The 26,598-nt window shown below is 58.6% G+C and carries 15 protein-coding genes, 2 tRNA genes and 2 rRNA genes; 17 read left to right on the top strand and 2 right to left on the bottom strand.

All coding sequences use genetic code 11. The features are described from left to right. Positions 1-51 precede the first annotated feature (51 nt). The 10 genes from HKK53_RS16770 (at position 52) to HKK53_RS16725 (ending at position 15,506) form a co-directional block, all read left to right on the top strand. Positions 52-128 (top strand) — tRNA-Ile (locus HKK53_RS16770). Between the two features lie 34 nt (positions 129-162). Further along, positions 163-238: transfer RNA gene (locus tag HKK53_RS16765), tRNA-Ala, on the top strand. Between the two features lie 234 nt (positions 239-472). Further along, positions 473-3,362 (top strand): 23S ribosomal RNA (locus tag HKK53_RS16760). A gap of 158 nt (positions 3,363-3,520) precedes the next feature. Further along, positions 3,521-3,636, top strand: a 5S ribosomal RNA gene (rrf, locus tag HKK53_RS16755). Positions 3,637-3,792: 156 nt separating this feature from the next. Then, a complete protein-coding gene (gene recC, locus HKK53_RS16750; RefSeq protein WP_169371744.1) occupies positions 3,793-7,245 on the top strand; it encodes an exodeoxyribonuclease V subunit gamma in 3,453 nt (1,150 codons plus the stop codon). After that, positions 7,242-10,931 carry an exodeoxyribonuclease V subunit beta gene (gene recB, locus HKK53_RS16745; protein ID WP_169371743.1) on the top strand — a complete coding sequence of 1,230 codons (3,690 nt, stop codon included), beginning with the start codon at positions 7,242-7,244 and terminating at the stop codon, positions 10,929-10,931. Before recC ends, recB begins: the two co-directional genes overlap by 4 nt. Next, positions 10,928-13,036, top strand: coding sequence for an exodeoxyribonuclease V subunit alpha (gene recD, locus HKK53_RS16740; RefSeq protein WP_169371742.1), 2,109 nt, complete (start codon positions 10,928-10,930; stop codon positions 13,034-13,036). The genes recB and recD overlap by 4 nt, the downstream gene beginning before the upstream one ends. 120 nt (positions 13,037-13,156) lie before the next feature. Then, positions 13,157-13,732 (top strand): YfiR family protein, encoded by a 576-nt coding sequence (locus HKK53_RS16735; RefSeq protein ID WP_169371741.1) that lies wholly within the window; start codon positions 13,157-13,159, stop codon positions 13,730-13,732. Next, entirely contained in the window at positions 13,729-14,997 is a 1,269-nt protein-coding gene (locus tag HKK53_RS16730) for a diguanylate cyclase domain-containing protein (protein ID WP_169371740.1), read from the top strand. The genes HKK53_RS16735 and HKK53_RS16730 overlap by 4 nt, the downstream gene beginning before the upstream one ends. A 5-nt stretch (positions 14,998-15,002) precedes the next feature. Beyond that, positions 15,003-15,506: an OmpA family protein gene (locus HKK53_RS16725; RefSeq protein ID WP_178117456.1), complete on the top strand. Its 504-nt coding sequence runs from the start codon at positions 15,003-15,005 to the stop codon at positions 15,504-15,506. On the opposite strand, the gene HKK53_RS16720 is transcribed toward HKK53_RS16725, so the two are convergent. Next, positions 15,503-16,450 (bottom strand): LysR family transcriptional regulator, encoded by a 948-nt coding sequence (locus HKK53_RS16720; protein WP_169371739.1) that lies wholly within the window; start codon positions 16,448-16,450, stop codon positions 15,503-15,505. The genes HKK53_RS16725 and HKK53_RS16720 overlap by 4 nt on opposite strands. A gap of 149 nt (positions 16,451-16,599) precedes the next feature. Here HKK53_RS16720 and HKK53_RS16715 point away from each other — a divergent pair, with 149 nt between their 5' ends. Together HKK53_RS16715 and mmsB are read left to right on the top strand one after the other, a co-directional pair. Further along, positions 16,600-18,126, top strand: a complete 1,527-nt coding sequence (locus tag HKK53_RS16715; RefSeq protein WP_169371738.1) for a CoA-acylating methylmalonate-semialdehyde dehydrogenase — start codon at positions 16,600-16,602, stop codon at positions 18,124-18,126. A gap of 10 nt (positions 18,127-18,136) precedes the next feature. Beyond that, positions 18,137-19,024 carry a 3-hydroxyisobutyrate dehydrogenase gene (mmsB, locus tag HKK53_RS16710; RefSeq protein ID WP_169371737.1) on the top strand — a complete coding sequence of 296 codons (888 nt, stop codon included), beginning with the start codon at positions 18,137-18,139 and terminating at the stop codon, positions 19,022-19,024. A 139-nt stretch (positions 19,025-19,163) separates the two neighbouring features. Here mmsB and HKK53_RS16705 read toward each other — a convergent pair whose 3' ends face one another. After that, entirely contained in the window at positions 19,164-19,508 is a 345-nt protein-coding gene (locus HKK53_RS16705; protein ID WP_008024653.1) for a cupin domain-containing protein, read from the bottom strand. A 568-nt stretch (positions 19,509-20,076) separates the two neighbouring features. On the opposite strand from HKK53_RS16705, the gene HKK53_RS16700 reads away from it, so the two are divergent. The 5 genes from HKK53_RS16700 to rfbA are packed head-to-tail and all read left to right on the top strand — an operon-like array spanning position 20,077 to position 26,591. Beyond that, on the top strand, positions 20,077-21,048 hold the full coding sequence (locus tag HKK53_RS16700) for an acyltransferase (protein ID WP_169371736.1): 972 nt from the start codon (positions 20,077-20,079) through the stop codon (positions 21,046-21,048). Beyond that, positions 21,045-22,292: a hypothetical protein gene (locus HKK53_RS16695; protein ID WP_169371735.1), complete on the top strand. Its 1,248-nt coding sequence runs from the start codon at positions 21,045-21,047 to the stop codon at positions 22,290-22,292. The genes HKK53_RS16700 and HKK53_RS16695 overlap by 4 nt, the downstream gene beginning before the upstream one ends. Positions 22,293-22,314: 22 nt before the next feature. Beyond that, a complete protein-coding gene (locus HKK53_RS16690; protein ID WP_169371734.1) occupies positions 22,315-24,492 on the top strand; it encodes a prenyltransferase/squalene oxidase repeat-containing protein in 2,178 nt (725 codons plus the stop codon). Positions 24,493-24,541: 49 nt separating this feature from the next. Beyond that, positions 24,542-25,624: a dTDP-glucose 4,6-dehydratase gene (gene rfbB / locus HKK53_RS16685; RefSeq protein WP_169371733.1), complete on the top strand. Its 1,083-nt coding sequence runs from the start codon at positions 24,542-24,544 to the stop codon at positions 25,622-25,624. A 43-nt stretch (positions 25,625-25,667) separates the two neighbouring features. Beyond that, on the top strand, positions 25,668-26,591 hold the full coding sequence (gene rfbA, locus HKK53_RS16680; RefSeq protein ID WP_169371732.1) for a glucose-1-phosphate thymidylyltransferase RfbA: 924 nt from the start codon (positions 25,668-25,670) through the stop codon (positions 26,589-26,591). Positions 26,592-26,598: the final 7 nt, after the last annotated feature.

Genomic DNA, 26,598 nt, shown 5'->3' with positions numbered 1-26,598 from the left:
CACGAATTGCTTGATTCATTGAAGAAGACGATAAAGAAGCAGCCCGAAATTGGGTCTGTAGCTCAGTTGGTTAGAGCGCACCCCTGATAAGGGTGAGGTCGGCAGTTCGAATCTGCCCAGACCCACCAATTTTGCTTGTGTGGGAAACGCCTGTAGAAATACGGGGCCATAGCTCAGCTGGGAGAGCGCCTGCCTTGCACGCAGGAGGTCAACGGTTCGATCCCGTTTGGCTCCACCACTACTGCTTCTGTTTGTTGAAAGCTTAGAAATGAGCATTCCACCAAGACGGTGATGAATGTTGATTTCTAGTCTTTGATTAGATCGTTCTTTAAAAATTTGGGTATGTGATAGAAAGATAGACTGAACGTTACTTTCACTGGTAACGGATCAGGCTAAGGTAAAATTTGTGAGTAATTGCGAATTTTCGGCGAATGTCGTCTTCACAGTATAACCAGATTGCTTGGGGTTATATGGTCAAGTGAAGAAGCGCATACGGTGGATGCCTTGGCAGTCAGAGGCGATGAAAGACGTGGTAGCCTGCGAAAAGCTTCGGGGAGTCGGCAAACAGACTTTGATCCGGAGATGTCTGAATGGGGGAACCCACCTAACATAAGTTAGGTATCTTAAGCTGAATACATAGGCTTAAGAAGCGAACCAGGGGAACTGAAACATCTAAGTACCCTGAGGAAAAGAAATCAACCGAGATTCCCTTAGTAGTGGCGAGCGAACGGGGACTAGCCCTTAAGTGGCTTTGAGATTAGCGGAACGCTCTGGAAAGTGCGGCCATAGTGGGTGATAGCCCTGTACGCGAAAATCTCTTAGTCATGAAATCGAGTAGGACGGAGCACGAGAAACTTTGTCTGAATATGGGGGGACCATCCTCCAAGGCTAAATACTACTGACTGACCGATAGTGAACTAGTACCGTGAGGGAAAGGCGAAAAGAACCCCGGAGAGGGGAGTGAAATAGATCCTGAAACCGTATGCGTACAAGCAGTGGGAGCCCACTTTGTTGGGTGACTGCGTACCTTTTGTATAATGGGTCAGCGACTTATTTTCAGTGGCGAGCTTAACCGAATAGGGAGGCGTAGCGAAAGCGAGTCTTAATAGGGCGTCTAGTCGCTGGGAATAGACCCGAAACCGGGCGATCTATCCATGGGCAGGTTGAAGGTTGGGTAACACTAACTGGAGGACCGAACCGACTACCGTTGAAAAGTTAGCGGATGACCTGTGGATCGGAGTGAAAGGCTAATCAAGCTCGGAGATAGCTGGTTCTCCTCGAAAGCTATTTAGGTAGCGCCTCATGTATCACTGTAGGGGGTAGAGCACTGTTTCGGCTAGGGGGTCATCCCGACTTACCAAACCGATGCAAACTCCGAATACCTACAAGTGCCGAGCATGGGAGACACACGGCGGGTGCTAACGTCCGTCGTGAAAAGGGAAACAACCCAGACCGTCAGCTAAGGTCCCAAAGTTATGGTTAAGTGGGAAACGATGTGGGAAGGCTTAGACAGCTAGGAGGTTGGCTTAGAAGCAGCCACCCTTTAAAGAAAGCGTAATAGCTCACTAGTCGAGTCGGCCTGCGCGGAAGATGTAACGGGGCTCAAACCATACACCGAAGCTACGGGTATCACTTAGGTGATGCGGTAGAGGAGCGTTCTGTAAGCCTGTGAAGGTGAGTTGAGAAGCTTGCTGGAGGTATCAGAAGTGCGAATGCTGACATGAGTAACGACAATGGGTGTGAAAACACCCACGCCGAAAGACCAAGGTTTCCTGCGCAACGTTAATCGACGCAGGGTTAGTCGGTCCCTAAGGCGAGGCTGAAAAGCGTAGTCGATGGAAAACAGGTTAATATTCCTGTACTTCTGGTTATTGCGATGGAGGGACGGAGAAGGCTAGGCCAGCTTGGCGTTGGTTGTCCAAGTTTAAGGTGGTAGGCTGGAATCTTAGGTAAATCCGGGATTCTAAGGCCGAGAGCTGATGACGAGTGTTCTTTTAGAACACGAAGTGGTTGATGCCATGCTTCCAAGAAAAGCTTCTAAGCTTCAGGTAACCAGGAACCGTACCCCAAACCGACACAGGTGGTTGGGTAGAGAATACCAAGGCGCTTGAGAGAACTCGGGTGAAGGAACTAGGCAAAATGGCACCGTAACTTCGGGAGAAGGTGCGCCGGTGAGGGTGAAGCATTTACTGCGTAAGCCCATGCCGGTCGAAGATACCAGGCCGCTGCGACTGTTTATTAAAAACACAGCACTCTGCAAACACGAAAGTGGACGTATAGGGTGTGACGCCTGCCCGGTGCCGGAAGGTTAATTGATGGGGTTAGCTAACGCGAAGCTCTTGATCGAAGCCCCGGTAAACGGCGGCCGTAACTATAACGGTCCTAAGGTAGCGAAATTCCTTGTCGGGTAAGTTCCGACCTGCACGAATGGCGTAACGATGGCGGCGCTGTCTCCACCCGAGACTCAGTGAAATTGAAATCGCTGTGAAGATGCAGTGTATCCGCGGCTAGACGGAAAGACCCCGTGAACCTTTACTATAGCTTTGCACTGGACTTTGAATTTGCTTGTGTAGGATAGGTGGGAGGCTTTGAAGCGTGGACGCCAGTTCGCGTGGAGCCAACCTTGAAATACCACCCTGGCAACTTTGAGGTTCTAACTCAGGTCCGTTATCCGGATCGAGGACAGTGTATGGTGGGTAGTTTGACTGGGGCGGTCTCCTCCTAAAGAGTAACGGAGGAGTACGAAGGTGCGCTCAGACCGGTCGGAAATCGGTCGTAGAGTATAAAGGCAAAAGCGCGCTTGACTGCGAGACAGACACGTCGAGCAGGTACGAAAGTAGGTCTTAGTGATCCGGTGGTTCTGTATGGAAGGGCCATCGCTCAACGGATAAAAGGTACTCCGGGGATAACAGGCTGATACCGCCCAAGAGTTCATATCGACGGCGGTGTTTGGCACCTCGATGTCGGCTCATCACATCCTGGGGCTGAAGCCGGTCCCAAGGGTATGGCTGTTCGCCATTTAAAGTGGTACGCGAGCTGGGTTTAGAACGTCGTGAGACAGTTCGGTCCCTATCTGCCGTGGACGTTTGAGATTTGAGAGGGGCTGCTCCTAGTACGAGAGGACCGGAGTGGACGAACCTCTGGTGTTCCGGTTGTCACGCCAGTGGCATTGCCGGGTAGCTATGTTCGGAATAGATAACCGCTGAAAGCATCTAAGCGGGAAACTAGCCTCAAGATGAGATCTCACTGGGACCTTGAGTCCCCTGAAGGGCCGTCGAAGACTACGACGTTGATAGGTTGGGTGTGTAAGCGCTGTGAGGCGTTGAGCTAACCAATACTAATTGCCCGTGAGGCTTGACCATATAACACCCAAGCAATTTGTGAACTCGAGAGAGACCAGATTGCGGTGTGTGAAGACGCAATGAACCGAAAGTTCGCAGCAAAAAAACACACAAATCTATCGCATACCCATTCGCTGGAGCGTGAACCTGAAAAGGCAAACGAGCTGGCTACCGAATTTCTTGACGACCATAGAGCATTGGAACCACCTGATCCCATCCCGAACTCAGCAGTGAAACGATGCATCGCCGATGGTAGTGTGGGGTTTCCCCATGTGAGAGTAGGTCATCGTCAAGATTAAATTCCGAAACCCCTATCTGCGTATGCAGGTAGGGGTTTTGTTTTGCCCGCGAGAAAGTTCGTACAGCATTCTCGGACGGCTCCCGGCTGTCACAGTCTCTCGACAGTGCTAAGGTTCGGCCCTAGCTTTTGCATTTTTCCAAGGAAGCCTTTATGCCGGACGCCGCGTCCCTCAATGCCGGTTTTATGGTGGTTCAAAGCAACAGTTTGGATGAACTGCGTAGCCTGGTGATCAGCGTAATGCGGCACTATCCGCTGGCTCCCTTGGAAAATGAAATAGCGCTGGTGCAGAGCAACGGCATTGCTCAATGGCTGAAGCTCGCGTTGGCCGAAGATCCTGAAGATGACGATATGGGTGGCTGCGGCATCGCAGCTGCCATCGATGTTCAACTGCCTGGCAGCTTCATGTGGCAGCTCTATCGCATGGTCCTGGGTCGTGATGAAATTCCGGTCAAATCCCTGCTAGATAAAGCACCGCTGACCTGGCGTCTGATGCGCCTGCTGCCGCAGCTAATTGACCAGCCACATTTCGAACCCCTGCAGCGTTTTCTTACCCACGACACCGATTTACGCAAACGCTATCAGTTGTCCGAGCGTCTGGCGGATCTGTTCGACCAATACCAGGTGTACCGTGCCGACTGGCTTGAGGATTGGGCGGAAGGCCGGCATCAACTACGAAATGGTCGAGGCGAATCCAAGGCCCTGACCGCGGCCAATTGCTGGCAGGCAGAGCTGTGGCGTGCGCTGCTACTGGATGTTGGCGAGCAAGGCATGGCACAAAGCCGTGCTGGTGTTCACCAACGATTTATCGAGCGCATCAACAGCCTCGACTTGGCGCCTGCCGGATTACCGTCCCGCGTGATCGTTTTCGGGATTTCTTCACTGCCCGCTCAAGCACTGGAAGCACTCGCCGGCCTGGCTCGATTCAGTCAGGTGCTACTTTGTGTTCACAACCCATGTCGTCACCATTGGGCGGACATCGTCGCCGATAAAGACCTGCTACGGCATCAATACAAACGCCAGGCTCGCAAAAGCGGCATGCCGGTTGTCCTTGATCCGCAAACCCTTCACCAGCATGCGCATCCCCTGTTGGCCGCCTGGGGCAAGCAAGGGCGGGATTACATCAGTCTGCTCGATAGCTACGACGATCCCAGCAGCTATCGCTCGGCATTTCGCGACGGTCGCATCGACCTGTTCAGCGATAGCCAACCGCAAAATATGCTCAATCAGTTGCAGGATGACATCCTGGAGCTGCGTCCTTTAAGCGAAACCCGTGAGCATTGGCCTGCCGTCGACCTGCAGAGCGACAAGTCGATCCGTTTTCACATCGCCCATAGTGCTCAGCGGGAAGTGGAAATTCTTCACGATCAACTGCTCGAACGCTTCAGTGCCAATCCAGACTTAAGACCCCGCGACGTGATCGTGATGGTTCCAGATATCGACAGTTACGCTCCGCATATTCGCGCGGTATTTGGCCAGCTGGAGCGCAACGACCCGCGCTTCATCCCCTTCACGCTGGCGGATCAGGGCCAGCGCGGTCGCGACCCGCTGTTGATCGCTGTCGAACACCTGCTCAAGCTGCCGGACAGTCGCTTCCCGGTCAGCGAGATCCTCGATCTGCTGGACGTACCCGCACTCCGTGCCCGGTTCGGCGTGGAAGAACCCGACCTGCCAACCCTGCACCGCTGGATCGAAGGCGCCGGCATCCGTTGGGGAATGAATGCCGAACAACGAGCGGCCCTCGGTCTGCCGCCAGAGCTGGAGCAAAACAGTTGGCGTTTCGGCCTGCGCCGAATGCTGCTCGGTTATGCAGTCGGCAGCGCGAGTGCCTGTGAAGGTATCGAGCCCTATGACGAAATCGGTGGACTGGATGCCGCGCTCATCGGTCCTTTGGTTGCACTGCTGGACGCGTTGGAGATCGCGCATCAGGAGCTCACGCAACCGGCTCCGCCAAAACAGTGGGGAGTTCGGTTGCAAGGGCTGGTTCAGCTGTTTTTCAAGGCCAGCAACGAGCACGACGACTACTTGCTGGCTCAACTCGAAGAGCTGCGTGAAACCTGGCTCGATACCTGCGAGTCGGTGGGATTGCAGGACGAGTTACCGTTGACCGTAGTCCGCGAAGCCTGGCTAGCCGGTCTCGATCAAGGCCGCTTGTCGCAACGCTTTCTGGCTGGCGCAGTCAATTTCTGCACCTTGATGCCGATGCGAGCGATCCCGTTCAAACTGGTTTGCCTTCTGGGCATGAATGACGGGGACTACCCGAGAGCGCAACCGCCGCTGGACTTCGACCTGATGGGCAGTGATTACCGGCCCGGTGATCGTTCCCGGCGTGAAGATGATCGTTATCTGCTGCTGGAAGCGCTGTTGTCCGCCCGCAATCAACTCTATATCAGCTGGGTAGGCCGCAGTATTCGAGATAACAGCGAGCGCCCGGCCTCGGTATTGATTGGGCAGCTGCGCGATCACCTCGCCAGCGGTTGGCGACTGCATGACGAAGCCGATGAGCTGCTTGAAGCGATGACCCAGGAGCACCCCCTGCAACCGTTCAGTGCCCGCTATTTTCACGAAGGCGATGCGTTGTTCAGCTACGCCACTGAATGGCAGGTACTTCATCAAGCCAACGAACAAGTCACTGATATCGAGATTCTGGAACCCTACATTCAGGACGAACCACTGGGCCTCGGACAATTGCAGGACTTCCTGCGCAATCCCGTACGACATTTTTTCAGCCAGCGGCTCAAGGTGTTCTTTGAAGCGGCCGAAGCCCCTCTGGCGGATGAAGAGCCGTTTGTGCTCGATGCGCTGCAACGCTACAGCCTCAGCGACAGTTTGCTTGCGGCGGCACTGAGTCAACTGGATCACTCCGATCAGGCGTTGGAAGCTCACGCCATACGCCTGCAAAACAGTGGCCTGCTACCCATGGCCGGTTTCGGTGAATGCCTGCAACGAGAATTGATCGAACCGCTGCCGGATCTGCTGCAACGTTATCAACAGCTCCTGGCGCTATGGCCGATGCCCTTGACCAGTGCTTTGCCGGTGAATCTGGAATTGCACGACTTGCGCCTTGAAGGCTGGCTCAGTGGCCTGCATCAACGCGCAGATGGGGGCATGCTGTCGGTTACCACGATTCCCAACAGTATCGGTTCGATCAAGACCCGCAAGTGGCATCGCCTGACGCGACCCTGGGTCAATCACCTGGTGGCGTGCGCCAGCGGCCTGGCGATGACCACAGCGTTGGTCGCCAGTGATGACACCCTGCTGCTGGAACCTCTGGAGAAGGGGGCCGCGTTGCAGATCCTCGGTAACCTGTTGCTGGCCTGGCAAACGGGCATGCGCCAACCGCTGCCAATCGCGGTGAAAACCGCCTTCGCCTGGCTCGGTCAGACTGACCCGCTCAAAGCCGAAGCCGCCGCCCGAAAAGCCTACGAAGGCGATGGCCAGACCACCGATGGAGAGCGGCGCGAAAGTCCTGCGCTCGCCCGGCAATTCGCCGACTACGATAGCTTGATCAGCGATGAAACCTTCCCCGGTTGGTGCGACGCTTTGTATCGGCCACTGCTCGAAGCCTCTTGGCGTTCATTGTCCAGCGAAGGCGCGCGCTCATGACCACAAAAACACCGTTGGCCCTGGCCTTTCCCCTACGCGGCAGCCAACTGATCGAAGCCAGTGCCGGGACCGGCAAGACCTTCACCATCTCCGCACTTTATCTGCGTCTGGTGCTGGGGCACGGCGGCGAGTCGACGGGTTTTGGGCGGGAGCTGTTGCCGCCGCAAATCCTCGTTGTGACTTTCACCGATGCCGCCACCAAAGAACTGCGCGAACGAATTCGTACTCGCCTGGCTGAAGCCGCACGTTTTTTTCGCGATGAGATCCCGGCGCCCGATGGTCTGATTGCCGAGTTGCGAGAGCAATTCCTTCCCGAGCAATGGTCTGGTTGCGCAAACCGCCTCGACATTGCCGCTCAATGGATGGACGAAGCGGCGGTCTCGACTATCCACAGTTGGTGCCAGCGCATGCTGCGGGAGCATGCCTTCGACAGTGGCAGCCTGTTTACCCAGACCCTGGAAACCGATCACAGCGATCTGCTGGGCGAAGTCCTGCGCGATTACTGGCGGCTGTTCTGCTACCCGATGCAAGGCGATGCGCTGAACTGGGTGCGTGGCAATTGGGGCGGCCCCGCAGCTTTGCTGCCGCGAGTGCGCGGGTTGTTCGCCAGCGAGCGTGATAGCGTCGAAGGAAAAGAGCCTGCCGAACTGATTGCCGAGTGCCTGCTCGAGCGCCGCTCAGCGTTGCTCGAACTCAAGACGCCCTGGCGCCAATGGGCGGACGAATTGCTTGCTATCTGTCACCAGGGCGCGGCGAGCAAAAGTGTCGACGGCCGCAAGATGCAGGCGCGCTACTTCGAGCCGTGGTTCGAGAAGATCAAGGCCTGGGCTGAAGACGAGGCCCTCGAACAACTGGACATCGGCACCGGCTTCACTCGGCTGACCCCCGACGGCATGGCAGAAGCCTGGAAGGGTGAAGCGCCCCGTCATCCCGGTCTGGATGCGATGCCTGGCCTCAAGGTCAGCCTCGATGGTTTGCCGACGCCTGATGCTGCGGTTCTGCAACACGCTGCTCAGTGGGTCGGCGCACGCTTCGAAGAGGAAAAGCGTCGCCGCGCGGAAATGGGCTTCGATGACATGTTGCTGCGCCTCGATGCCGCCTTGCAGTCCGATGGCGGCGAGCGCCTGGCGACCCTGATTCGCGAACAATTCCCGGTGGCGTTGATCGACGAATTCCAGGACACCGACCCGGTGCAATACCGCATCTTCGAAAGCATCTATCGCATCGAAGATAATAATCCCGAGTGCGGTCTATTTCTGATCGGCGACCCGAAGCAGGCGATCTATGCTTTTCGCGGCGCTGACATCTACACCTATTTGCGCGCCCGCCAGGCCACCACCGGCCGCCTGCATACGCTGGGCACCAACTTCCGTTCCAGCCACGGCATGGTCGACGCGGTAAACCATGTTTTCGCGCGTGCCGAGTCGCGGGAAGCGGGGCGCGGCGCATTCCTCTTTCGCGAGAAAAACGGCGACAACCCGGTACCGTTCCTGCCCGTCGCATCCCAAGGTCGCAAAGAAGTCCTGCAGGTTGAAGGCCAGAGCGTGCCGGCGCTGAACATCTGGCACCTGTCCGCCGATCAACCACTGTCCGGTGTGGTGTACCGACAACAATTGGCCGCTGCTTGCGCCAGTGAAATCACTGCGTTGCTCAACGGCGGGCAACAAGGTCATGCTGGATTCATACAGGACGGTAAGGATTTCCGGGGGCTGCTACCCGCCGATATCGCGATCCTGGTGCGCGACGGCAAAGAGGCGCAGGCCGTACGCGGCGAACTCTCTGCCCGCGGCGTACGCAGCGTTTATCTCTCGGACAAGGACTCGGTGTTCGCCGCCCAGGAAGCGCATGACCTGCTGACCTGGCTCAAGGCCTGCGCCGAGCCGGACGTCGAGCGTCCGCTGCGCGCCGCGCTGGCCTGCATCACGCTTAACCTCTCGCTGGCTGAGCTCGATCAGTTGAATCGGGACGAATTGGCCTGGGAAGCGCGGGTCATGCAGTTTCGCCGTTATCGCGAGATCTGGCGCAAACAAGGCGTGCTGCCGATGCTGCGGCGATTGCTGCATGACTTCCAGTTGCCCCAGGCATTGATCACCCGCAGTGATGGCGAACGTGTCTTGACCAACCTGCTGCACCTGTCCGAGTTGCTGCAACAGGCGGCCGCCGAGCTCGATGGCGAGCAAGCCCTGATCCGGCATTTGTCCGAGCACCTGGCATTGTCCGGGCAGGCGGGTGAAGAACAGATCCTGCGCCTGGAAAGTGACGAGCAACTGGTCAAGGTTGTGACCATCCACAAGTCCAAGGGCCTGGAGTATCCCTTGGTATTTCTGCCTTTCATCTGCTCGGCGAAACCGGTGGATGGCAGTCGTCTACCGCTTCATTACCACGACGCTACGGGCAAGGCTCAGGTGACCTTGAGGCCGACGCCCGAGTTGATCGCCCAGGCCGACGACGAGCGGCTGGCCGAAGATTTGCGCTTGCTCTATGTGGCGCTGACTCGCGCGCAACATGCTTGCTGGCTCGGCGTGACCGATCTCAAGCGCGGCAATAACAACAGCTCGGTGCTGCACTTGTCGGCATTGGGTTATCTGTTGGGCGGCGGTGCGATGTTGGCCGAGTCCGCCGGACTGAAACGTTGGCTTGAAGATCTGCAACAGGATTGTCCGGCGCTGAGCTACGCAGAGATGCCTGAAGCAACCACCGAGCATTACCATCCTCCGCGTAACGAAGCGACCTTGCTCGCACCGTTGGTGCCCAAGCGCAAGGCCAGCGAAAACTGGTGGATTGCCTCCTATAGCGCCTTGCGCATTGGCGACAGCATGAGCGTGGGCACTGACGAGGCGCCGGAAAGCCCGCAGGCGCAAAAGCTCTTCGACGACGAACGGCTTGACCCCGAAGCGCCACGGGAAGTGGTCACTGGTGGCGCAGATATTCACCGATTCCCCCGCGGTCCGAATCCCGGCACCTTTCTCCATGGATTGCTGGAATGGGCCGGTGACGAAGGCTTCAGCGCGACACCGAAAGCCGTGGAAGACGCTGTCGCCCGTCGCTGCAATCGTCGCGGCTGGGAGGGCTGGATCATCACGTTGAGTGACTGGCTGCAGCACCTGCTCAAATCACCGATGCACATCGGCGGCGGTCAGCCACCGGTGGTCTTCGAGCAACTGACCCAATATCGCGTTGAAATGGAGTTCTGGTTCGCCAGCCACAAGGTCGATGTGCTCAAGCTGGATGAACTGGTGCGCCAATACACTCACAAAGGCGTGGCTCGCGTTGCCGCCGAACCGGTGATGCTCAACGGCATGTTCAAAGGTTTTATCGACTTGACGTTCGAACACGACGGTCGCTATTACGTCGCCGACTACAAATCCAACTGGCTCGGCGTCGACGACGCGGCCTACACCGAGCAGGCCATGGAGCAGTCGATCCTCGATAACCGCTACGACCTGCAATACGTGTTGTACCTGCTGGCTTTGCATCGTCAGCTCAAGGCGCGACTGCCTGACTACGATTACGAGCGGCATATTGGTGGCGCGTTGTACCTGTTCCTGCGCGGCACGCGAGCGTCCAGCCAGGGCGTGTATTTCGCCCGTCCACCACGGGAGTTGATCGAGCGTCTGGATCGTCTGTTTCAGGGCAAGCCGGAACCCAAGGCCGCGCCCGCCTGGGAACAGGGAGTACTGCTATGAGCCGCACCTTCGTCGATCTGTTGCCCACATCACTGGCGGCCGAAAGCCTGACGGACCTGGCGCCGCTGACTCGCGCTGATGATCTTTTACTGCTGCTCACCCGTTGGGTCGAACGTGGTTGGCTGCGTGCACTGGACAAGGCCTTCGTCGCGTTTCTCCACGAACTCGCCCCCGATGATGATCCGTTGGTCTTGCTGGCTGCGGCATTGACCAGCCACCAGCTCGGCCACGGTCATGTGTGCCTGGATCTGTTCGAGACACTCAAGGCGCCGGACTTCGCCCTGTCACTGCCGCCAGAAGGTGATGTGCAAAGTGGCGCGATGTTGCTGCCGTCGCAGTTACTTGAAGCACTGGACGGCGCTCACTGGTGCAAGGTGCTGGCGACCAGCAGTCTGGTGGCACTGGCGGTGGATGGTGGTGAGGCGGCTCAGCATCGGCCCCTGGTGCTGTCGGGCAAGCGCCTGTACCTGCGCCGCTATTGGGCTTACGAGCGACGCATCGATAATGCGTTGCGCCAGCGCCTGTCGGAGCACGAGGCAACACCTGCCGATTTGCTCCAGCGCCTGAGCGGCTTGTTCGGCCCCGCCAAGCCTGGCGAGGTGATCGACTGGCAAAAACTCGCCTGTGCCCTGGCCACCCGCAGTGCGTTCAGCATCGTTACCGGCGGGCCGGGGACCGGCAAGACCACCACGGTCGTGCGGTTGCTGGCGCTGCTTCAGGCGCCTGCCGTGGAGGCCGGAAAACCGCTGCGTATTCGTCTGGCCGCGCCTACTGGCAAGGCCGCCGCTAGGCTGACAGAGTCCATCAGCCAGCAAGTGCAAACCTTGACCGTTTCCGAAGCGGTGCGGGCAAAGATCCCGTTCGACGTCACCACCGTGCACCGTCTGCTGGGCAGCCGCCCCGGCACCCGACATTTCCGCCACCACGCCGGTAACCGCTTGCCGCTGGACGTGCTGGTGGTCGATGAAGCATCGATGATCGACCTGGAGATGATGGCTAATTTGCTCGATGCATTGCCTACCCATGCGCGTCTCGTGCTGCTCGGTGACAAGGACCAGTTGGCCTCCGTGGAAGCGGGCGCGGTGCTGGGTGATCTGTGCCGCGATGCCGAGGCCGGTTGGTACAGCCCGCAAACCCGCCAGTGGCTGGAGGTCGTCAGCGGCGAAAGCCTTGAGGCCAGCGGTTTGCACGAGGATACCGAGGGCACTCATCCGTTGGCCCAGCAAGTGGTGATGCTGCGTCACTCCCGTCGATTTGGCGAAGGCAGCGGCATTGGCCAGTTAGCGCGTTGGGTCAATCAACAACACCCCGAAGAAGCGCGCAAGCTTCTGGCCGAACGCAGCTTTAAGGACGTGTTTTCCCTGCCCCTCAAAGGTGAGCAGGACAAAGCGCTAGAGCGTTTGCTGCTCGATGGTCACAACGACGGCCCACAAGGTTATCGGCATTACCTGAGTCTGCTGCGCAATCAGCGGCCACCGCTGCACAGTACGCTCGATGATCCACGCTGGACCGAGTGGGCGCGGCAAGTGCTGAACGCTTTCGATACCTTCCAGTTATTGTGCGCCGTACGAAAAGGGCCTTGGGGCGTTGAGGGCTTGAATCAGCGCGTGACCGACGCCTTGCTCAAGGCCCGGCTGATCGACAGCGATCAGCAATGGTACGAAGGTCGGCCGGTGTTGATGACTCGCAACGACTACGGCCTGGGCCTGATGAATGGCGACATCGGTATTGCGCTCAAACTGCCGGAACGCGACGGCCTCGAGGCCGGCAAGCACGTATTGCGTGTTGCGTTCCCGCGCAACGACGGTCAGGGCGGCGTGCGATTTGTGCTGCCGAGCCGGCTCAACGATGTCGAGACGGTGTACGCGATGACCGTACATAAATCCCAAGGCTCGGAATTTGCCCACACGGCGTTGATTCTGCCCGACGTCTTGAACCCGGTCCTGACCAAGGAGTTGATCTACACCGGAATCACCCGGGCCAAGGACTGGTTCACCTTGATCGAACCCCGTGCCGGGGTGTTTGAAGAGGCGGTGCAGCGCAAAGTGAAACGCTTGAGCGGGCTGATGCTGGAGCTGGAGGAGGGCGTTGAGTTTAGCCTTTAATATGCCAATCGGTTGACGACGTAAATATGTCCGAAGTGCCGTGTTCTGCGGCCTCGCGGGCATTTCGGTGCTGTGCTATCGTTGCGGCATCATTCCGTTACGACCGAAGAGAATCCCTGCATGAAGTTGGCTGTCCGGGCGACAGAGAGCGTTACTGGCTGCAAGCGAATATTGCTTGTTGGCCTGCTCTGTTTGCTGACCGGCATCGCGTTCGCACAACCCGAAGCCGCCGTCAGCATGGCCGATCAACGAGCCAAAGCGGTGACCCAGGTGGTGCTCGGGATCCTCAGTTATGCCCGCTGGCCGGTGGAGCCTGCACAGCTGCGCCTGTGTGTGGTAGGCCCGACCGAATACACCGACGATCTGGTCAAGGGCTCGACCCAGGCCACCGGTCGCCCTGTCACGGTCCGACGGCTACTGGCTGACAACCCGGCGATTGTCGGTGAGTGCGATGCGGTCTACATCGGTAAATTGACCGCCGAGGAGCGCAGCCGCCTGTTCGCTTCGCTGATTGGCCAACCGGTGTTGAGCATCAGCGAAGGCAGCGATCAGTGCACCGTCGGCAGCCTTTTCTGCCTGCGGGTCAGCGACGATCAAGTGTCCTTCGAGGTCAACCTCGACTCCGTCGCCCGCAGTGGCGTGCGCATTCACCCCAGCGTGTTGCAGTTGTCGCGCCGCAAGCCGGCGGCGCCATGAGTCTATTCGAATCAAAAAATCGTCCCACGTTGCGTTCGGTCATCGGTCGCGGCCATTTGATCGTCGCACTGGTGGGCGTGACCATGGCCAGCGTGTCGCTGACGTTGCTCGGGGTTCTGGCGTTGCGGGTGTATGCCGACCACAACCTGCACCTGATCGCGCGCTCGATCAACTACACCGTGGAAGCCGCGGTGGTGTTCAATGACAAGGCGGCCGCGACGGAAGCGTTGGCGTTGATCGCGTCTACCGAAGAAGTGGCCGATGCCCAGGTTCTCGACAAGCAGGGTGTGGTGCTCGCCCGTTGGCAGCGACCGGAAACCGGGTTGTTTTCCGATCTTGAAGCGCAGATCGCCAAGGCTTTCCTGGAAAAACCCATCAGCATGCCGATCGTCCATCAGGGCCAGGCAATCGGCAGCATCGAGCTTACCGGTCACGGTGGCAGCCTGATGCGCTTCTTGCTCAGTGGTCTGATGGGGATCGTGGTGTGCACGGCAGTCAGTGCCTGGGTCGCGCTGTACCTGGCGCGCCGGCAGCTTCGCGGCATCACCGGTCCGTTGCGCAGCTTGGCGTTCGTGGCTCACGCCGCCCGCAGCGAACGCGCGTTCGACCAGCGCGTACCGCCCGCAGACATCGCCGAACTGGACGACTTCGGCAACGACTTCAATGCACTGCTCGATGAACTCGAATCCTGGCAGACCCACCTGCAAAGCGAGAACGAAACCCTGGCCCACCAGGCCAGCCACGACAGCCTCACCGGGTTGCCGAACCGGGCGTTTTTCGAAGGTCGATTGATTCGTGCGTTGCGCAATGCCAACAAACTCAACGAACGCGTGGCGGTGTTGTTTCTCGACAGCGACCGGTTCAAGGAGATCAACGACAATTTCGGCCATGCCGCCGGCGATGCCGTGCTGGTAGCGGTGGCGACGCGGGTTCGTGCGCAATTGCGCGAAGAGGACCTGGTGGCGCGTCTGGGCGGCGATGAGTTTGCCGTGCTGCTGACGCCGTTGCACAAGACCGAAGATGCCGAGCGGATCGCCGACAAAATCCTTGCCAGCATGGAAGTGCCGATCACCCTGCCGGGCAACACGACGGTGTTGACCTCACTCAGTATCGGCATCGCCGTCTATCCCGATCATGGCGCCACGCCCGGCGCTCTGCTTAACGCTGCCGATGCGGCGATGTACCAAGCCAAGCGCCTGTCCCGAGGCGCACAGCAAACGGCCGGGTCGGAGCATCCGGTCGCCCACATTCAAACCAGGAACTAATTTCCGTGTTCTCAATCCCCCAGCGTTCCCTGCGATTTTTCACCATCACCCTGTTCATGGCTGTATTGGCATTGACGGGGTGCCAGACCGTACCGCAAAAAGGCCTGACCCCGGCGCAGATCACCGTGCTCAAGCAACAAGGCTTCGAGTTGACCGACGAGGGCTGGGCCTTTGGGTTGTCCGGCAAAGTGCTGTTTGGCAGCGATGTCGAAAGCCTGAACGCGCAAAGCACCGAAATCGTCCAGCGCATCGGCAAGGCCCTGACGAGTGTCGGGATCGAGCGGGTACGGGTCGATGGCCACACCGATGGTTCGGGTAAAGAGTCCTACAACCAACAGCTGTCCCTGCGTCGGGCGAAAAGCGTCGGCAAGGTGCTGACGGCTGTCGGGATGAAAGAAGAGAACATCAAGCTGCAAGGGCTTGGCAGCAAAGAGCCGGTAGCGTCCAACGACACACCGGCTGGCCGTACCGAGAATCGTCGAGTCTCGATTGTGGTGAGCGCCGACTAATCGGCAAACACCATCTCCCGGGTTTCCCCCATCAAAAGATTCTGATTCTGCTCAGTCACTTCGCGGATGTAATCCCACAATAGGGTGATCCGCTTGAGCTTGCGCAGGTCCTCCCGGCAGTACATCCAGAACTGTCGGGTGATGTTGATCTCGGCCGGCAATACCGGCAGCAACCGTGGGTCCTGCGCCGCCAGGAAGCACGGCAGAATCGCCAGCGATCGCCCTTGCTGCGCCGCCACGAATTGCGCGATCACGCTGGTGCTGCGCAAGTTGGCGCTGGCGCCGGGCAATACGTTCGCCAGGTACAGCAGCTCCGAGCTGAACGCCAGGTCATCGACATAACTTATGAATGAATGTTTAGCCAGGTCGGCCGGGCGGCGGATCGGTGGGTGTTTGTCCAGATAGTCCTGGGTCGCGTACAGCTGCAATTTGTAGTCGCAGAGTTTGCAGCAGACGTACGGCCCGTGTTCCGGGCGTTCCAGGGCAATGACGATATCGGCCTCGCGCTTGGACAGGCTGATGAAGTGCGGCAGCGGCAGAATGTCCACCGAGATCGCCGGGTAGGCGTCGACGAAGTGGCTCAATTGCGGGGTGATGAAGAAACTGCCGAAGCCTTCGGTGCAGCCCATGCGCACATGCCCGGACAGCGCCACGCCGGAGCCGGAAACTTGCTCGCAGGCCATGTGCAGCGTGCTTTCAATCGACTCCGCATAACCCAATAAACGCTGGCCTTCGGCGGTCAGGACGAAACCGCTGGTCCGGGACTTTTCGAACAGTAATGTACCAAGCGCCGCTTCCAGCGAACTGATGCGCCGTGACACGGTGGTGTAGTCCACCGCCAGGCGCTTGGCCGCGGTGCTGGCCTTGCGGGTGCGGGCGACTTCGAGGAAAAACTTGAGGTCATCCCAGTTCAGCGAACCTAAGGACGTGATGTTTTTTTGCATGTTGGACCGGCTTTTATGTGCGTTCTTATTAGAAGTTTGCACATCTATACTCCAAAAACAGTCCGACAACCAATTCGCGACACACGCCTCATCTCAAGGCGACATACCCGCCTTGGCTCCCTGCATAACAATAAGTATTGGAGACCAGCATGAACGCATCGCTCACGCCCAACGAAACCACCGTCCAGACCGTCAAGCTGTTGATCAACGGCGAGTGGGTCGAGTCCCAGACCACCGAGTGGCACGACATCGTCAACCCGGCGACCCAGCAAGTGCTGGCCAAGGTTCCGTTTGCTACCGCGCAAGAAGTCGACGCCGCCATCAGTGCCGCTCATAGCGCCTTCCAGACCTGGAAGCTGACGCCGATCGGTGCGCGGATGCGCATCATGCTCAAGCTCCAGGCGCTGATTCGCGAACACTCCAAACGCATCGCCGTGGTCCTGAGCGCCGAGCAAGGCAAAACCATTGCCGACGCTGAGGGCGATATTTTCCGTGGCCTGGAAGTGGTCGAGCACGCGTGCTCCATCGGCACACTGCAGATGGGCGAATTTGCCGAAAACGTTGCGGGCGGCGTCGACACTTACACCCTGCGTCAGCCGATCGGCGTCTGCGCCGGCATCACCCCGTTCAACTTCCCGGCAATGATTCCGTTGTGGATGTTCCCGATGGCCATCGCCTGCGGCAACACCTTCGTGCTCAAGCCGTCCGAACAGGATCCGCTGTCAACCATGCTGCTGGTGGAACTGGCGATCGAGGCTGGCGTACCGGCGGGCGTGCTCAACGTCGTTCACGGTGGCAAAGATGTGGTTGATGCGCTGTGCACCCACAAAGACATCAAGGCCGTTTCCTTCGTCGGTTCGACCGCCGTCGGTACTCACGTCTACGACCTGGCTGGCAAACACGGCAAGCGCGTGCAATCGATGATGGGCGCCAAGAACCATGCCGTGGTGCTGCCGGATGCCAATCGCGAACAAACCCTCAATGCTTTGGTCGGTGCCGGTTTCGGTGCCGCCGGTCAGCGTTGCATGGCCACTTCGGTGGTGGTGTTGGTGGGCGCGTCCAAGCAATGGCTGCCTGATCTGAAAGCGCTGGCGCAGAAACTCAAGGTGAACGCGGGTAGCGAAGCGGGTACCGATGTCGGCCCGGTGATTTCGAAAAAGGCCAAGGCGCGGATTCTTGATCTGATCGAAAGCGGCATCAAGGAAGGCGCCAAGCTGGAGCTCGATGGTCGCGAGATCAGCGTTCCGGGCTTCGAGAAGGGCAACTTTGTCGGCCCGACCCTGTTCTCTGGCGTGACCACCGAGATGCAGATCTACACCCAGGAAATCTTCGGCCCGGTGCTGGTGGTGTTGGAAGTCGACACCCTCGATCAGGCGATTGCCCTGGTCAACGCCAACCCGTTCGGTAACGGTACGGGTCTGTTCACCCAGAGCGGTGCTGCGGCGCGTAAATTCCAGAATGAAATCGATGTCGGCCAGGTCGGGATCAACATCCCGATTCCGGTGCCGGTCCCGTTCTTCAGCTTCACCGGTTCCCGTGGTTCGAAACTCGGCGACCTTGGTCCGTATGGCAAGCAAGTGGTGCAGTTCTACACTCAGACCAAGACGGTCACCAGTCGCTGGTTCGATGACGACAGCGTCAACGACGGTGTGAACACCACCATCAACTTGCGTTAAGGAGCCAGGCATGAAAATCGCTTTTATCGGTCTCGGCAACATGGGCGCGCCGATGGCGCGCAACCTGATCAAGGCTGGCCATTCGCTGAACCTGGTCGATCTGAACAAGACTGTTCTGGCCGAGCTGGAGCAACTGGGCGGCAGCATCAGCGCTTCGGCGCGTGAAGCGGCGCAGGGTGCAGAACTGGTGATCACCATGCTGCCAGCCGCTGTGCATGTGCGTAGCGTCTGGCTCGGTGAGGACGGTGTGCTCGCCGGTATCGGCCAGGGTGTGCCGGCCGTTGATTGCAGCACGATCGATCCGCAGACCGCTCGTGACGTAGCCGCGGCCGCCGCCAAGCAAGGCGTGGCCATGGCGGATGCGCCGGTGTCCGGCGGCACGGGTGGCGCAGCGGCCGGGACGCTGACCTTTATGGTCGGCGCCACCCCTGAGCTGTTCGCCACCCTGCAACCGGTGTTGGCGCAGATGGGCCGCAACATCGTCCATTGCGGCGAAGTCGGTACAGGGCAGATCGCCAAGATCTGCAACAACCTGTTGTTGGCGATCTCGATGGTCGGCGTCAGTGAAGCCATGGCGTTGGGCGATGCGTTGGGGATCGACACCGGCGTATTGGCCGGGATCATCAACAGCTCGACCGGGCGTTGCTGGAGTTCGGAGATGTACAACCCGTGGCCGGGCATCGTCGAAACGGCGCCGGCCTCGCGCGGTTATACCGGCGGTTTCGGTGCCGAACTGATGCTCAAGGATCTGGGGCTGGCCACGGAAGCGGCTCGTCAGGCGCACCAACCAGTGGTGCTCGGCGCGGTGGCCCAGCAGTTGTATCAGGCGATGAGTCAGCGCGGGGAGGGTGGCAAGGACTTCTCGGCGATCATCAATAGCTATCGCAAACCTCAATAAGAGGTTTTTCCGGGGGCTGCGTCGGGCAGATCCCCGGTTTTTTATTCGGTGAAAAAAGATCGCAGCCTTCGGCAACTCCTACACGGGAATTTTTACACCCTGTAGGCGCTGCCGAAGGCTGCGATCTTTTGCTTTTTCATCAGGCAAACACAAAATACTTACGCACTGTCTCGACCACTTCCCACGTGCCTTTCATCCCCGGCTCGATGACGAAGATATCCCCGGCGCGCAGGTGGATCGGCTCCTTGCCTTCGGGGGTGATGATGCAGTAGCCCTCGCGGAAATCGCAGTATTCCCACTTCACGTATTCCACATACCACTTGCCCGGCGTGCAGATCCAGGTGCCCATGATCTTGCTGCCGTCTTCGCTGGTGTAGGCATTGAGGTTGACGGTGTGCGGGTCGCCTTCGAGTTTTTCCCATTTGCAGGCGTCGAGGACGGGCAACGGGTGGGTATCGCGAAGGACGGTGATAGGTGCGGACATGACAGCTCCAGGCGAATGACAGGTTTGAAAAGCCACCCTATCGTTCGGCGGCCGCGGCTGGATGTCTGGCTTCGACATCCAGTTACCTGTTAGCGCTGGACACATTCAATAACGCAGGCACTACGAGTTGCACCAATTCTGTGCATATATGACGTAACGGTTACAGCATTGCACCATAAAAGTTCAATATTTTTTTAGACTCAAACGAGATAACCAGTCGGACACCTATTGCAAAACAAAATCGTCTGTACTATAACATTCGTACTAAAGGACATTCCCCCTCAATGGAGTTACATCGTAGTCACGGACTGACTTAATTCAGCAAGCTCTCGTTAATTTCTGACTTGGCCCCGGCACAAGCGTGGACATTTATCTGTCGTTTATGGAAAGCGATGAATTAATGGAACAGTCAGTTAATAAGGTGGCGCAGACGCAACGTCATGCGTACCTAGAGAAGTTTGATTAATCACTAACTAGTTAACAGTTGTGCATAGGCTGACTCAGTCAGCGGGGTTTTTTGCGCGCTGAATTTATTATGTTCCCGGCATCAATGGAATGAGGCTTTATTGTGGACGATATTAATCTGATCGAAGTTTTAACGGCGATTGATTCCGCCAGCGACTTGGGGCGACATGTCTGGATTCGGGCGGCCTGCCGCCTGGAAAGTGCGGAATTGGGCGATGACATTTTTGTCGGGTTCAAGTCGGATTTGCGGCATGTCAGCATCGGCAAGTCGAGCATGCTGGCGACCGGTGTGCAGTGCCTGGGAACGCCTGAGTCCCCGGTTCTGGTCGGCGAGAATGCCTGGCTCGGCGCCAAGGTCACCGTGAGTGCTGGCGTCACCATCGGTGCCGGGGCCGTGATTGCGGCGGGCGCTCTGGTGACCTCGGACATCGCGCCGGACGCCATTGCCGTGGGTCGCCCGGCACGGGTGATCGGCTATCGCAACGTGATCGAGGACGGCACGCCGAGCCCGGCTCATGTGCTGGCCAAAGTGCGGGATAGAGCCCGCCAGGGCTTGCCCTCGCTGATCGACAAAGCGTCGCTGTCCGTGGCCCGGCTCAAGGCGTTGAACCCGGACACCATCACTTGGGACATCAGCGAAGACGCCTTGATTGACGCCGAATTACGTGGCGGCGCGTCGGTGGAAATCGCCCGGGACTGCATCCTTATCGGGCGCAGTCAACGTCAGGGCGGCCTGTCCCAACAAGGCGGCATTGAGCTGGGCACCGGTGCCACGCTGGGTGAAGGCGTGGTGATCGAGGCCGCCGGTGGCGTCACGATCGGAGACTTCACCGAGGTCGGCGCCGGGGTCACGATTGTCGCTTCAACTCATGATTATTCGTTTCGTTCACTGCCTTGGGAGGAAGCTCCGGTCAGGATCGGAAGTCGTTGCATTATTGGCGAAGGTGCCATCTTGGTAGGTCCACTGAATATTGGTGAAGGTGCCGTAATTAAGCCCTATTCCGTGGTTATAAGGGATGTATTGGAAAACACTGTGGTTCATGGCGTTGTTCAACTAATGGAGATTCAAGAATGATTTTATTTGCCCCTAATCCAACCGGTTCCGGTCATAACATGCGCGCGCTGTCCATCGCTCAGGCGATTAAAAAGCAAACGCCGGATATGCCGCTGACGGTAGCACTGGCTTCCTTGCAGCCAACGTTTACACCGCTGTTTGAAAAGGCCGGTGTCGAGGTTGTGGATATTGCCGGCCGGTTGGTCGACTACTCGAAAAAGAGCAACTTGTCGAAAGAACTGGACTGGGCCAATTACATTGGCGGCTATATCGCCAATACGTTCTTGTCCGGCGAGCGAATTCTGTCTTACCTGGCGCTGATCACCGAGTACAAACCTTCGGTGCTGGTATCTGACTACAACATGGCCGCCTGCCTGGCCGCCATTTTCAGCGGCACGCCGCTGGTGTTTGTCACCGAACGCTATGACTTCACCCTCTGCCAACTGGAAGACCATGACCTGGCCGACGGTGGCTTCGAGGTCAATGCGCTGGAAATGGCCCGTGCCCGTGCGGCATTGCACAGCCAGTTCAGCTGGATGATCAACCAAAGCCAACTGGTCTTGACCGATAAACCATATGTGGCGTCCCTCGATCAGGGCACTCCGGTTGCCGAAGCCCTGAGCAACGGCAAGGCTCACTTTGTCGGGCCGATGATTCGCGAGTACGTGCAAAGTGGCCTGGATGTACGTGCCGAACTGAACATCGGCGATTCGCCGTTTATCGTTGCGTCCATCAGCGGCACCACGATGTTCTCGCAAAACAAGGATGCGCTGCTCGCCGCCTACCTGGACAGTTTCAAGACCCTGCGCGAACGCAATCCGGAACTGAAAATGGTGTTGCTGGGACGTCAGGACATCGCGGCCCAGGACGGCGTGATTTGTGTGCCGTACTACCCGGACTGGATGGGCTTGCTGCATGAGGCCAGTCTGCTGATTTCGGCGCCGGGCTGGATCACCGTGACAGAAATTGCCGCGTTGAAGATTCCGACCTTGTTTGTGTTGCCGTCCAAATCGGAATACCACGAACTCGAAGCCTTGCGTCGTCTGGAAATGCTCGGTTTCGCGACGCACCTGGGCCACGACCAGCACCGCATCGTTGAACTGGTCCAGGCCGAGCTCGATAAAGACCCTCAGGCCCTGAACTATTTTGCGCCGCATCAGCAGGTTGCCTCGCCGGATGGCGAAGGTGCCGCACGCGCCGCCAGCCGTATTATCGAGTTGTGCCAGGGCGTCGTGATGCCGTTGGCTGCAAGCCAGGCCGCTTAACCTCAAGGAAGAGGGATACACCATGTCGCTTCATCCGCAGTTCTTTTTTGATCAAGGTCTCGCCGACCTCGAGCACGGTGGCTATTTTGCAATCACCGATGCCAGTGGGCAGGTCGCCATTTCCAGTGACAAGCAGTTGCAGGATCAAGTTGAGGCGACGCTCTACCACGCCGAGCATGGCGACGAAGCACAACTGCGCTTCGCCCATGACGGGTTGATGGGTTTGTACGATGCCCCGAACGCCGGTTTCCATGAACTGGCCGATCAGTTCTGGACGCCCCACGGCTCGGGACGCTGCCGAACCCTGGCGCTGCAACTGGACGCGCTGAGTGCCTTGCTGGCTTACCAGCGCAGGGCGCCACAGAACACGGCGAACCGCGAGATCATCAGCGCGATGCTGGAAAAGATCGAAGCGCTCTACGCCCGGTCCACTGTCGCGGGCGTCTATAGCAGCGATTGGTCGATGCCACTGGAGGTGGCGACGTCCATTGAGCTGGATATCAGCGCGGCCAATCTGCTCACGCAGATTGGTCACGATCCGTTGGGTCAGGGGCTGGTCGGGCACCTGCAAGTGCATACCGAGAACCTGATCGCACGCATCGCCGGCGGCGACAGTGACTCGTGCGTCGACGTGGACTTGAGCCGCTGCGCCGTGCGTGCGCACATCAGCCTTGCACTGGCGCGACTGGCGAACGTTCGCGACGACAACGCACTGTCGAATCTGGCGCGCTCGTTTCTGCTGCAAACCCTGGCGTTGTTTCGCGATCCGGCCTATGGCGGGTATTGGGACCGGGTCTGCATCAACGGCAAAGTGCGGGTCGACTGGCACACCTCGTACAAAAAACACGAGTCGCCTTTCCCGATCAAAACCGCCTACGACGTCGCGTTGCTGTTGCAAGCGATGCAGGCACTCCCGAACGGTTTCGAAGGGCCTGATCGCACCTCGGTGACAGCGGCGTTGCTGGAGTTTCATGACCACAGCAACGGCGGGCTGTTCCTGGGCAAGGGCTACTTCTGGTCCACCCCCGATGACCCGACCGTGCCGTTTATCCGCCAGTTCTGGGCACCGCCGCGTCAACCGGGGATCTTCAGCATCGGTAACCTGACCTACCTGCCGCTGCACTTGAAGAGCCTGAAAACCCAGTTGGCCGCCGCCCACGCCCTGCAGAACCTTGCGCCACCGACCACCGTGCATCATCACGACGATGCGGCGCTGGTTGCGCAGGAACTGATCGCGATCGATGGCAGCGGCGATGTGCAAGACATCCATCCCGCGGCCGTGCCCGCCATCAATGTGGATCTGAAACGCTATCTGGCCTGGCTGTCCAAGGCCCGCGCCTCCAGCGATACGCCTTACGGGCTGACCGCCGAAACCGCGCCGCTGGGCTTTCGGGCGGACAAGACCTGGCAAGTGTTTTCCGGCTTGCATGTAATCTCGGACCTGCACGCGCTGGGCATTCAGATTGAAAACAAGGCGAGCCTGATCGATTGCATCAAGTCTTCACAAAACACCGACGGCGGCTTCGCCGAACAGCCGGGGCACCTGAGCGATGTGTTCGCCAGTTACTGCGCGGTGTTGTCGTTGCGGGTGCTGGGCGCTCTGCCGAACGATATCGACGGCTGCGTGCGTTACTTGCAAGCGTGCCAGAACCCGGACGGCGGTTTCGGTGATGTGCCGGGTTTTGCCTCCGATATCTGGCACACCAACCTGGCGGTGTTGTCGCTGCATGCGCTCGGCGCCAAGGCCCCGGACGAGCAAGCGGTCCTCGCGTTCGCCTTGCGCTGCCGCACCGCCGACGGTGGATTTGCCAACAAACCGGGTTATCCGCCGGACGCGTTTTCGGTGTACCGCGTGGTGTCGACGCTGTTCATCCTCAACAAGCGCATCGTCGATGCCGGGCAAACCGTGGCCTGGCTGCAAAAACTGCAATTGGCCAATGGTTCGTTCCATTACCGGCCGGGCAAAGCGGTGAGCCTGGTCGGCACGTACATGGCCATTGCGGCGATGTACTTGCTCGATGCCCAACCGGTTTATCTGCAGGAATCGAAAGACTGGATTGCCGCGCATCAAAAACAGGACGGCGGATTCGGCCCGCTCAACTCGACCTCGGCGACCACCGATGAAAGCTTTGTCTGCATCCAGACGCTGCTGATTCTGGAGCAGGGCTTGAGCCAGTACTGGGTGGCTTTGCTCAACTGAGCGAACGTTCAAGGATTGTTCAATCATCAATTGGCCAAGGGAGGCGCTGATGAAAATTTTAGTGACGGGAGGCGCGGGTTTTATTGGCTCGGCCGTCGTGCGATATCTGATTAATGAAACCGACTGCGAAGTCGTCAACGTCGACAAGCTGACCTACGCCGGCAACCTGGATTCGCTGGCCGACGTCGCCGATTCACCGCGGTACTCGTTTTACCAGGTGGATATCCGCAGCAAAAATGCGCTGGACGAGATCTTTGCCGCCCAGCAACCGGATGCCGTGATGCACCTGGCTGCCGAGTCCCACGTCGACCGCTCGATCGAAGGCCCGCAGGCGTTTATCGAAACCAATATCGTCGGCACCTACACCTTGCTCGAAGCGGCGCGAAGCTACTGGAACCGACTGGACGCGCCGCGCCAGGCCGCGTTTCGCTTCCATCACATTTCCACCGATGAAGTGTATGGCGACCTTGAACCCCAGGATCCGGCCTTCACCGAAACCACGGCCTACGCGCCGAGTTCGCCGTATTCCGCGAGCAAGGCCAGCTCCGATCACCTGGTGCGTTCATGGCACCGCACCTTCGGATTGCCGGTGGTGTTGAGCAACTGTTCGAACAATTACGGGCCGTTCCATTTCCCGGAAAAGCTGATTCCCCACGTCATTCTCAACGCGCTGCAAGGCCAGCCGTTGCCGGTGTACGGCGATGGCGCGCAGGTTCGCGACTGGCTGTTTGTCGAGGATCACGCCCGGGCCCTGTATGCCGTGGTCAGTCGCGGTGAGGTCGGGCAGACCTATAACATCGGCGGTCATAACGAGAAGACCAACCTGCAAGTGGTGCACACCTTGTGCGATTTGCTGGAGGAACGTGGTGCGGTCAAACCGGAAGGCGTCGCGCACTTTCGCGACCTGATCACCTTCGTCAAGGATCGCCCCGGCCACGACAAGCGCTACGCGGTCGACGCCGGGAAAATCCACGCCCATTTGGGCTGGACGCCGCAGGAAACCTTCGAGACCGGGATGCGCAAAACCGTCGACTGGTACCTGGAAAACAGCCCTTGGTGGGCGCGGGTCCTGTCGGGCGACTACGCCCTGGAACGCATCGGCGAACACGCCACCGAATCGGTTGAAGCCTGAACATTACCCACTTCAAAAAATCTCTGCTTAAAAGGAAAAAAGCATGGCCAAGTACAAAGGAATTCTGTTGGCGGGCGGCGCCGGTTCGCGTCTGCACCCGATCACCCTGGGCGTGTCCAAACAGTCACTGCCGGTGTATGACAAACCGATGATCTACTACCCGCTGTCAGTGCTGATGCTGGCGGAAATTCGCGAAATCCTGATCATTTCCACCCCGGAAGATTTGCCCGGTTTCCAGCGCATGCTCGGTGACGGTAGTCAGTTGGGCCTGAGCCTGAGCTACGCCGTGCAGCCGACCCCGGATGGCCTGGCGCAAGCCTTCATCATCGGCCGTGAATTCGTTGGCGAAGACAATGTGTGCCTGGTCCTGGGCGACAACATTTTCTACGGCGCCGGTTTCGGTGAAACCCTGGTGCAAGCGGCCAGCCGCGAAGAGGGCGCGACGGTGTTCGGCTATTACGTGGCCGACCCCGAGCGCTTTGGTGTGGTCGAGTTCGATGCCGCCGGCAAGGCCTTGAGCATCTGTGAAAAACCGACTGATCCGAAATCCAATTTCGCCGTCACCGGTCTGTATTTCTACGATAACGAAGTGCTGCAGATTGCGGCTGATATCAAGCCGTCGCCACGGGGCGAGCTGGAGATTACCGACGTCAACAATGTCTACCTGCAACGGGGCAAATTGAATGTCTCGGTGATGGGGCGCGGCATGGCCTGGCTCGACACCGGCACCCATGATGCGTTGCTGGAAGCGGGCAATTTCGTGCATGCCATCGAGAAACGCCAGGGCTTGAAAATCGCCTGCCTGGAAGAGATTGCCTACAACAAGGGCTGGATTGATGACGCGCAGTTGCTGGTGCTGGCCGGCAGCATGAGCAAGACCGGTTACGGTCAATACCTCGCGCGGCTGATTACCGATGATGTGCTGACAGTGATGGATGCGCGTCAGCCATTGCGGGGCGCGGCCTGATTGTCGG

Origin of the sequence: Pseudomonas sp. ADAK7, assembly GCF_012935675.1 — a bacterium.
In the GTDB taxonomy this organism is placed as follows: domain Bacteria; phylum Pseudomonadota; class Gammaproteobacteria; order Pseudomonadales; family Pseudomonadaceae; genus Aquipseudomonas.
Note: the sequence above shows the minus strand (reverse complement) of the source record. Positions and strands in the feature narration are given on the sequence as shown.

What these genes read in the sequence shown, in the direction of transcription:
- recC (WP_169371744.1), top strand. Translation starts at nt 3,793, where the DNA reads ATGCCGGACGCCGCGTCCCTCAATGCCGGTTTTATGGTGGTTCAAAGC.
- recB (WP_169371743.1), top strand. Translation starts at nt 7,242, where the DNA reads ATGACCACAAAAACACCGTTGGCCCTGGCCTTTCCCCTACGCGGCAGC.
- recD (WP_169371742.1), top strand. Translation starts at nt 10,928, where the DNA reads ATGAGCCGCACCTTCGTCGATCTGTTGCCCACATCACTGGCGGCCGAA.
- HKK53_RS16735 (WP_169371741.1), top strand. Translation starts at nt 13,157, where the DNA reads ATGAAGTTGGCTGTCCGGGCGACAGAGAGCGTTACTGGCTGCAAGCGA.
- HKK53_RS16730 (WP_169371740.1), top strand. Translation starts at nt 13,729, where the DNA reads ATGAGTCTATTCGAATCAAAAAATCGTCCCACGTTGCGTTCGGTCATC.
- HKK53_RS16720 (WP_169371739.1), bottom strand. Translation starts at nt 16,450, where the DNA reads ATGCAAAAAAACATCACGTCCTTAGGTTCGCTGAACTGGGATGACCTC.
- HKK53_RS16715 (WP_169371738.1), top strand. Translation starts at nt 16,600, where the DNA reads ATGAACGCATCGCTCACGCCCAACGAAACCACCGTCCAGACCGTCAAG.
- mmsB (WP_169371737.1), top strand. Translation starts at nt 18,137, where the DNA reads ATGAAAATCGCTTTTATCGGTCTCGGCAACATGGGCGCGCCGATGGCG.
- HKK53_RS16705 (WP_008024653.1), bottom strand. Translation starts at nt 19,508, where the DNA reads ATGTCCGCACCTATCACCGTCCTTCGCGATACCCACCCGTTGCCCGTC.
- HKK53_RS16695 (WP_169371735.1), top strand. Translation starts at nt 21,045, where the DNA reads ATGATTTTATTTGCCCCTAATCCAACCGGTTCCGGTCATAACATGCGC.
- HKK53_RS16690 (WP_169371734.1), top strand. Translation starts at nt 22,315, where the DNA reads ATGTCGCTTCATCCGCAGTTCTTTTTTGATCAAGGTCTCGCCGACCTC.
- rfbB (WP_169371733.1), top strand. Translation starts at nt 24,542, where the DNA reads ATGAAAATTTTAGTGACGGGAGGCGCGGGTTTTATTGGCTCGGCCGTC.
- rfbA (WP_169371732.1), top strand. Translation starts at nt 25,668, where the DNA reads ATGGCCAAGTACAAAGGAATTCTGTTGGCGGGCGGCGCCGGTTCGCGT.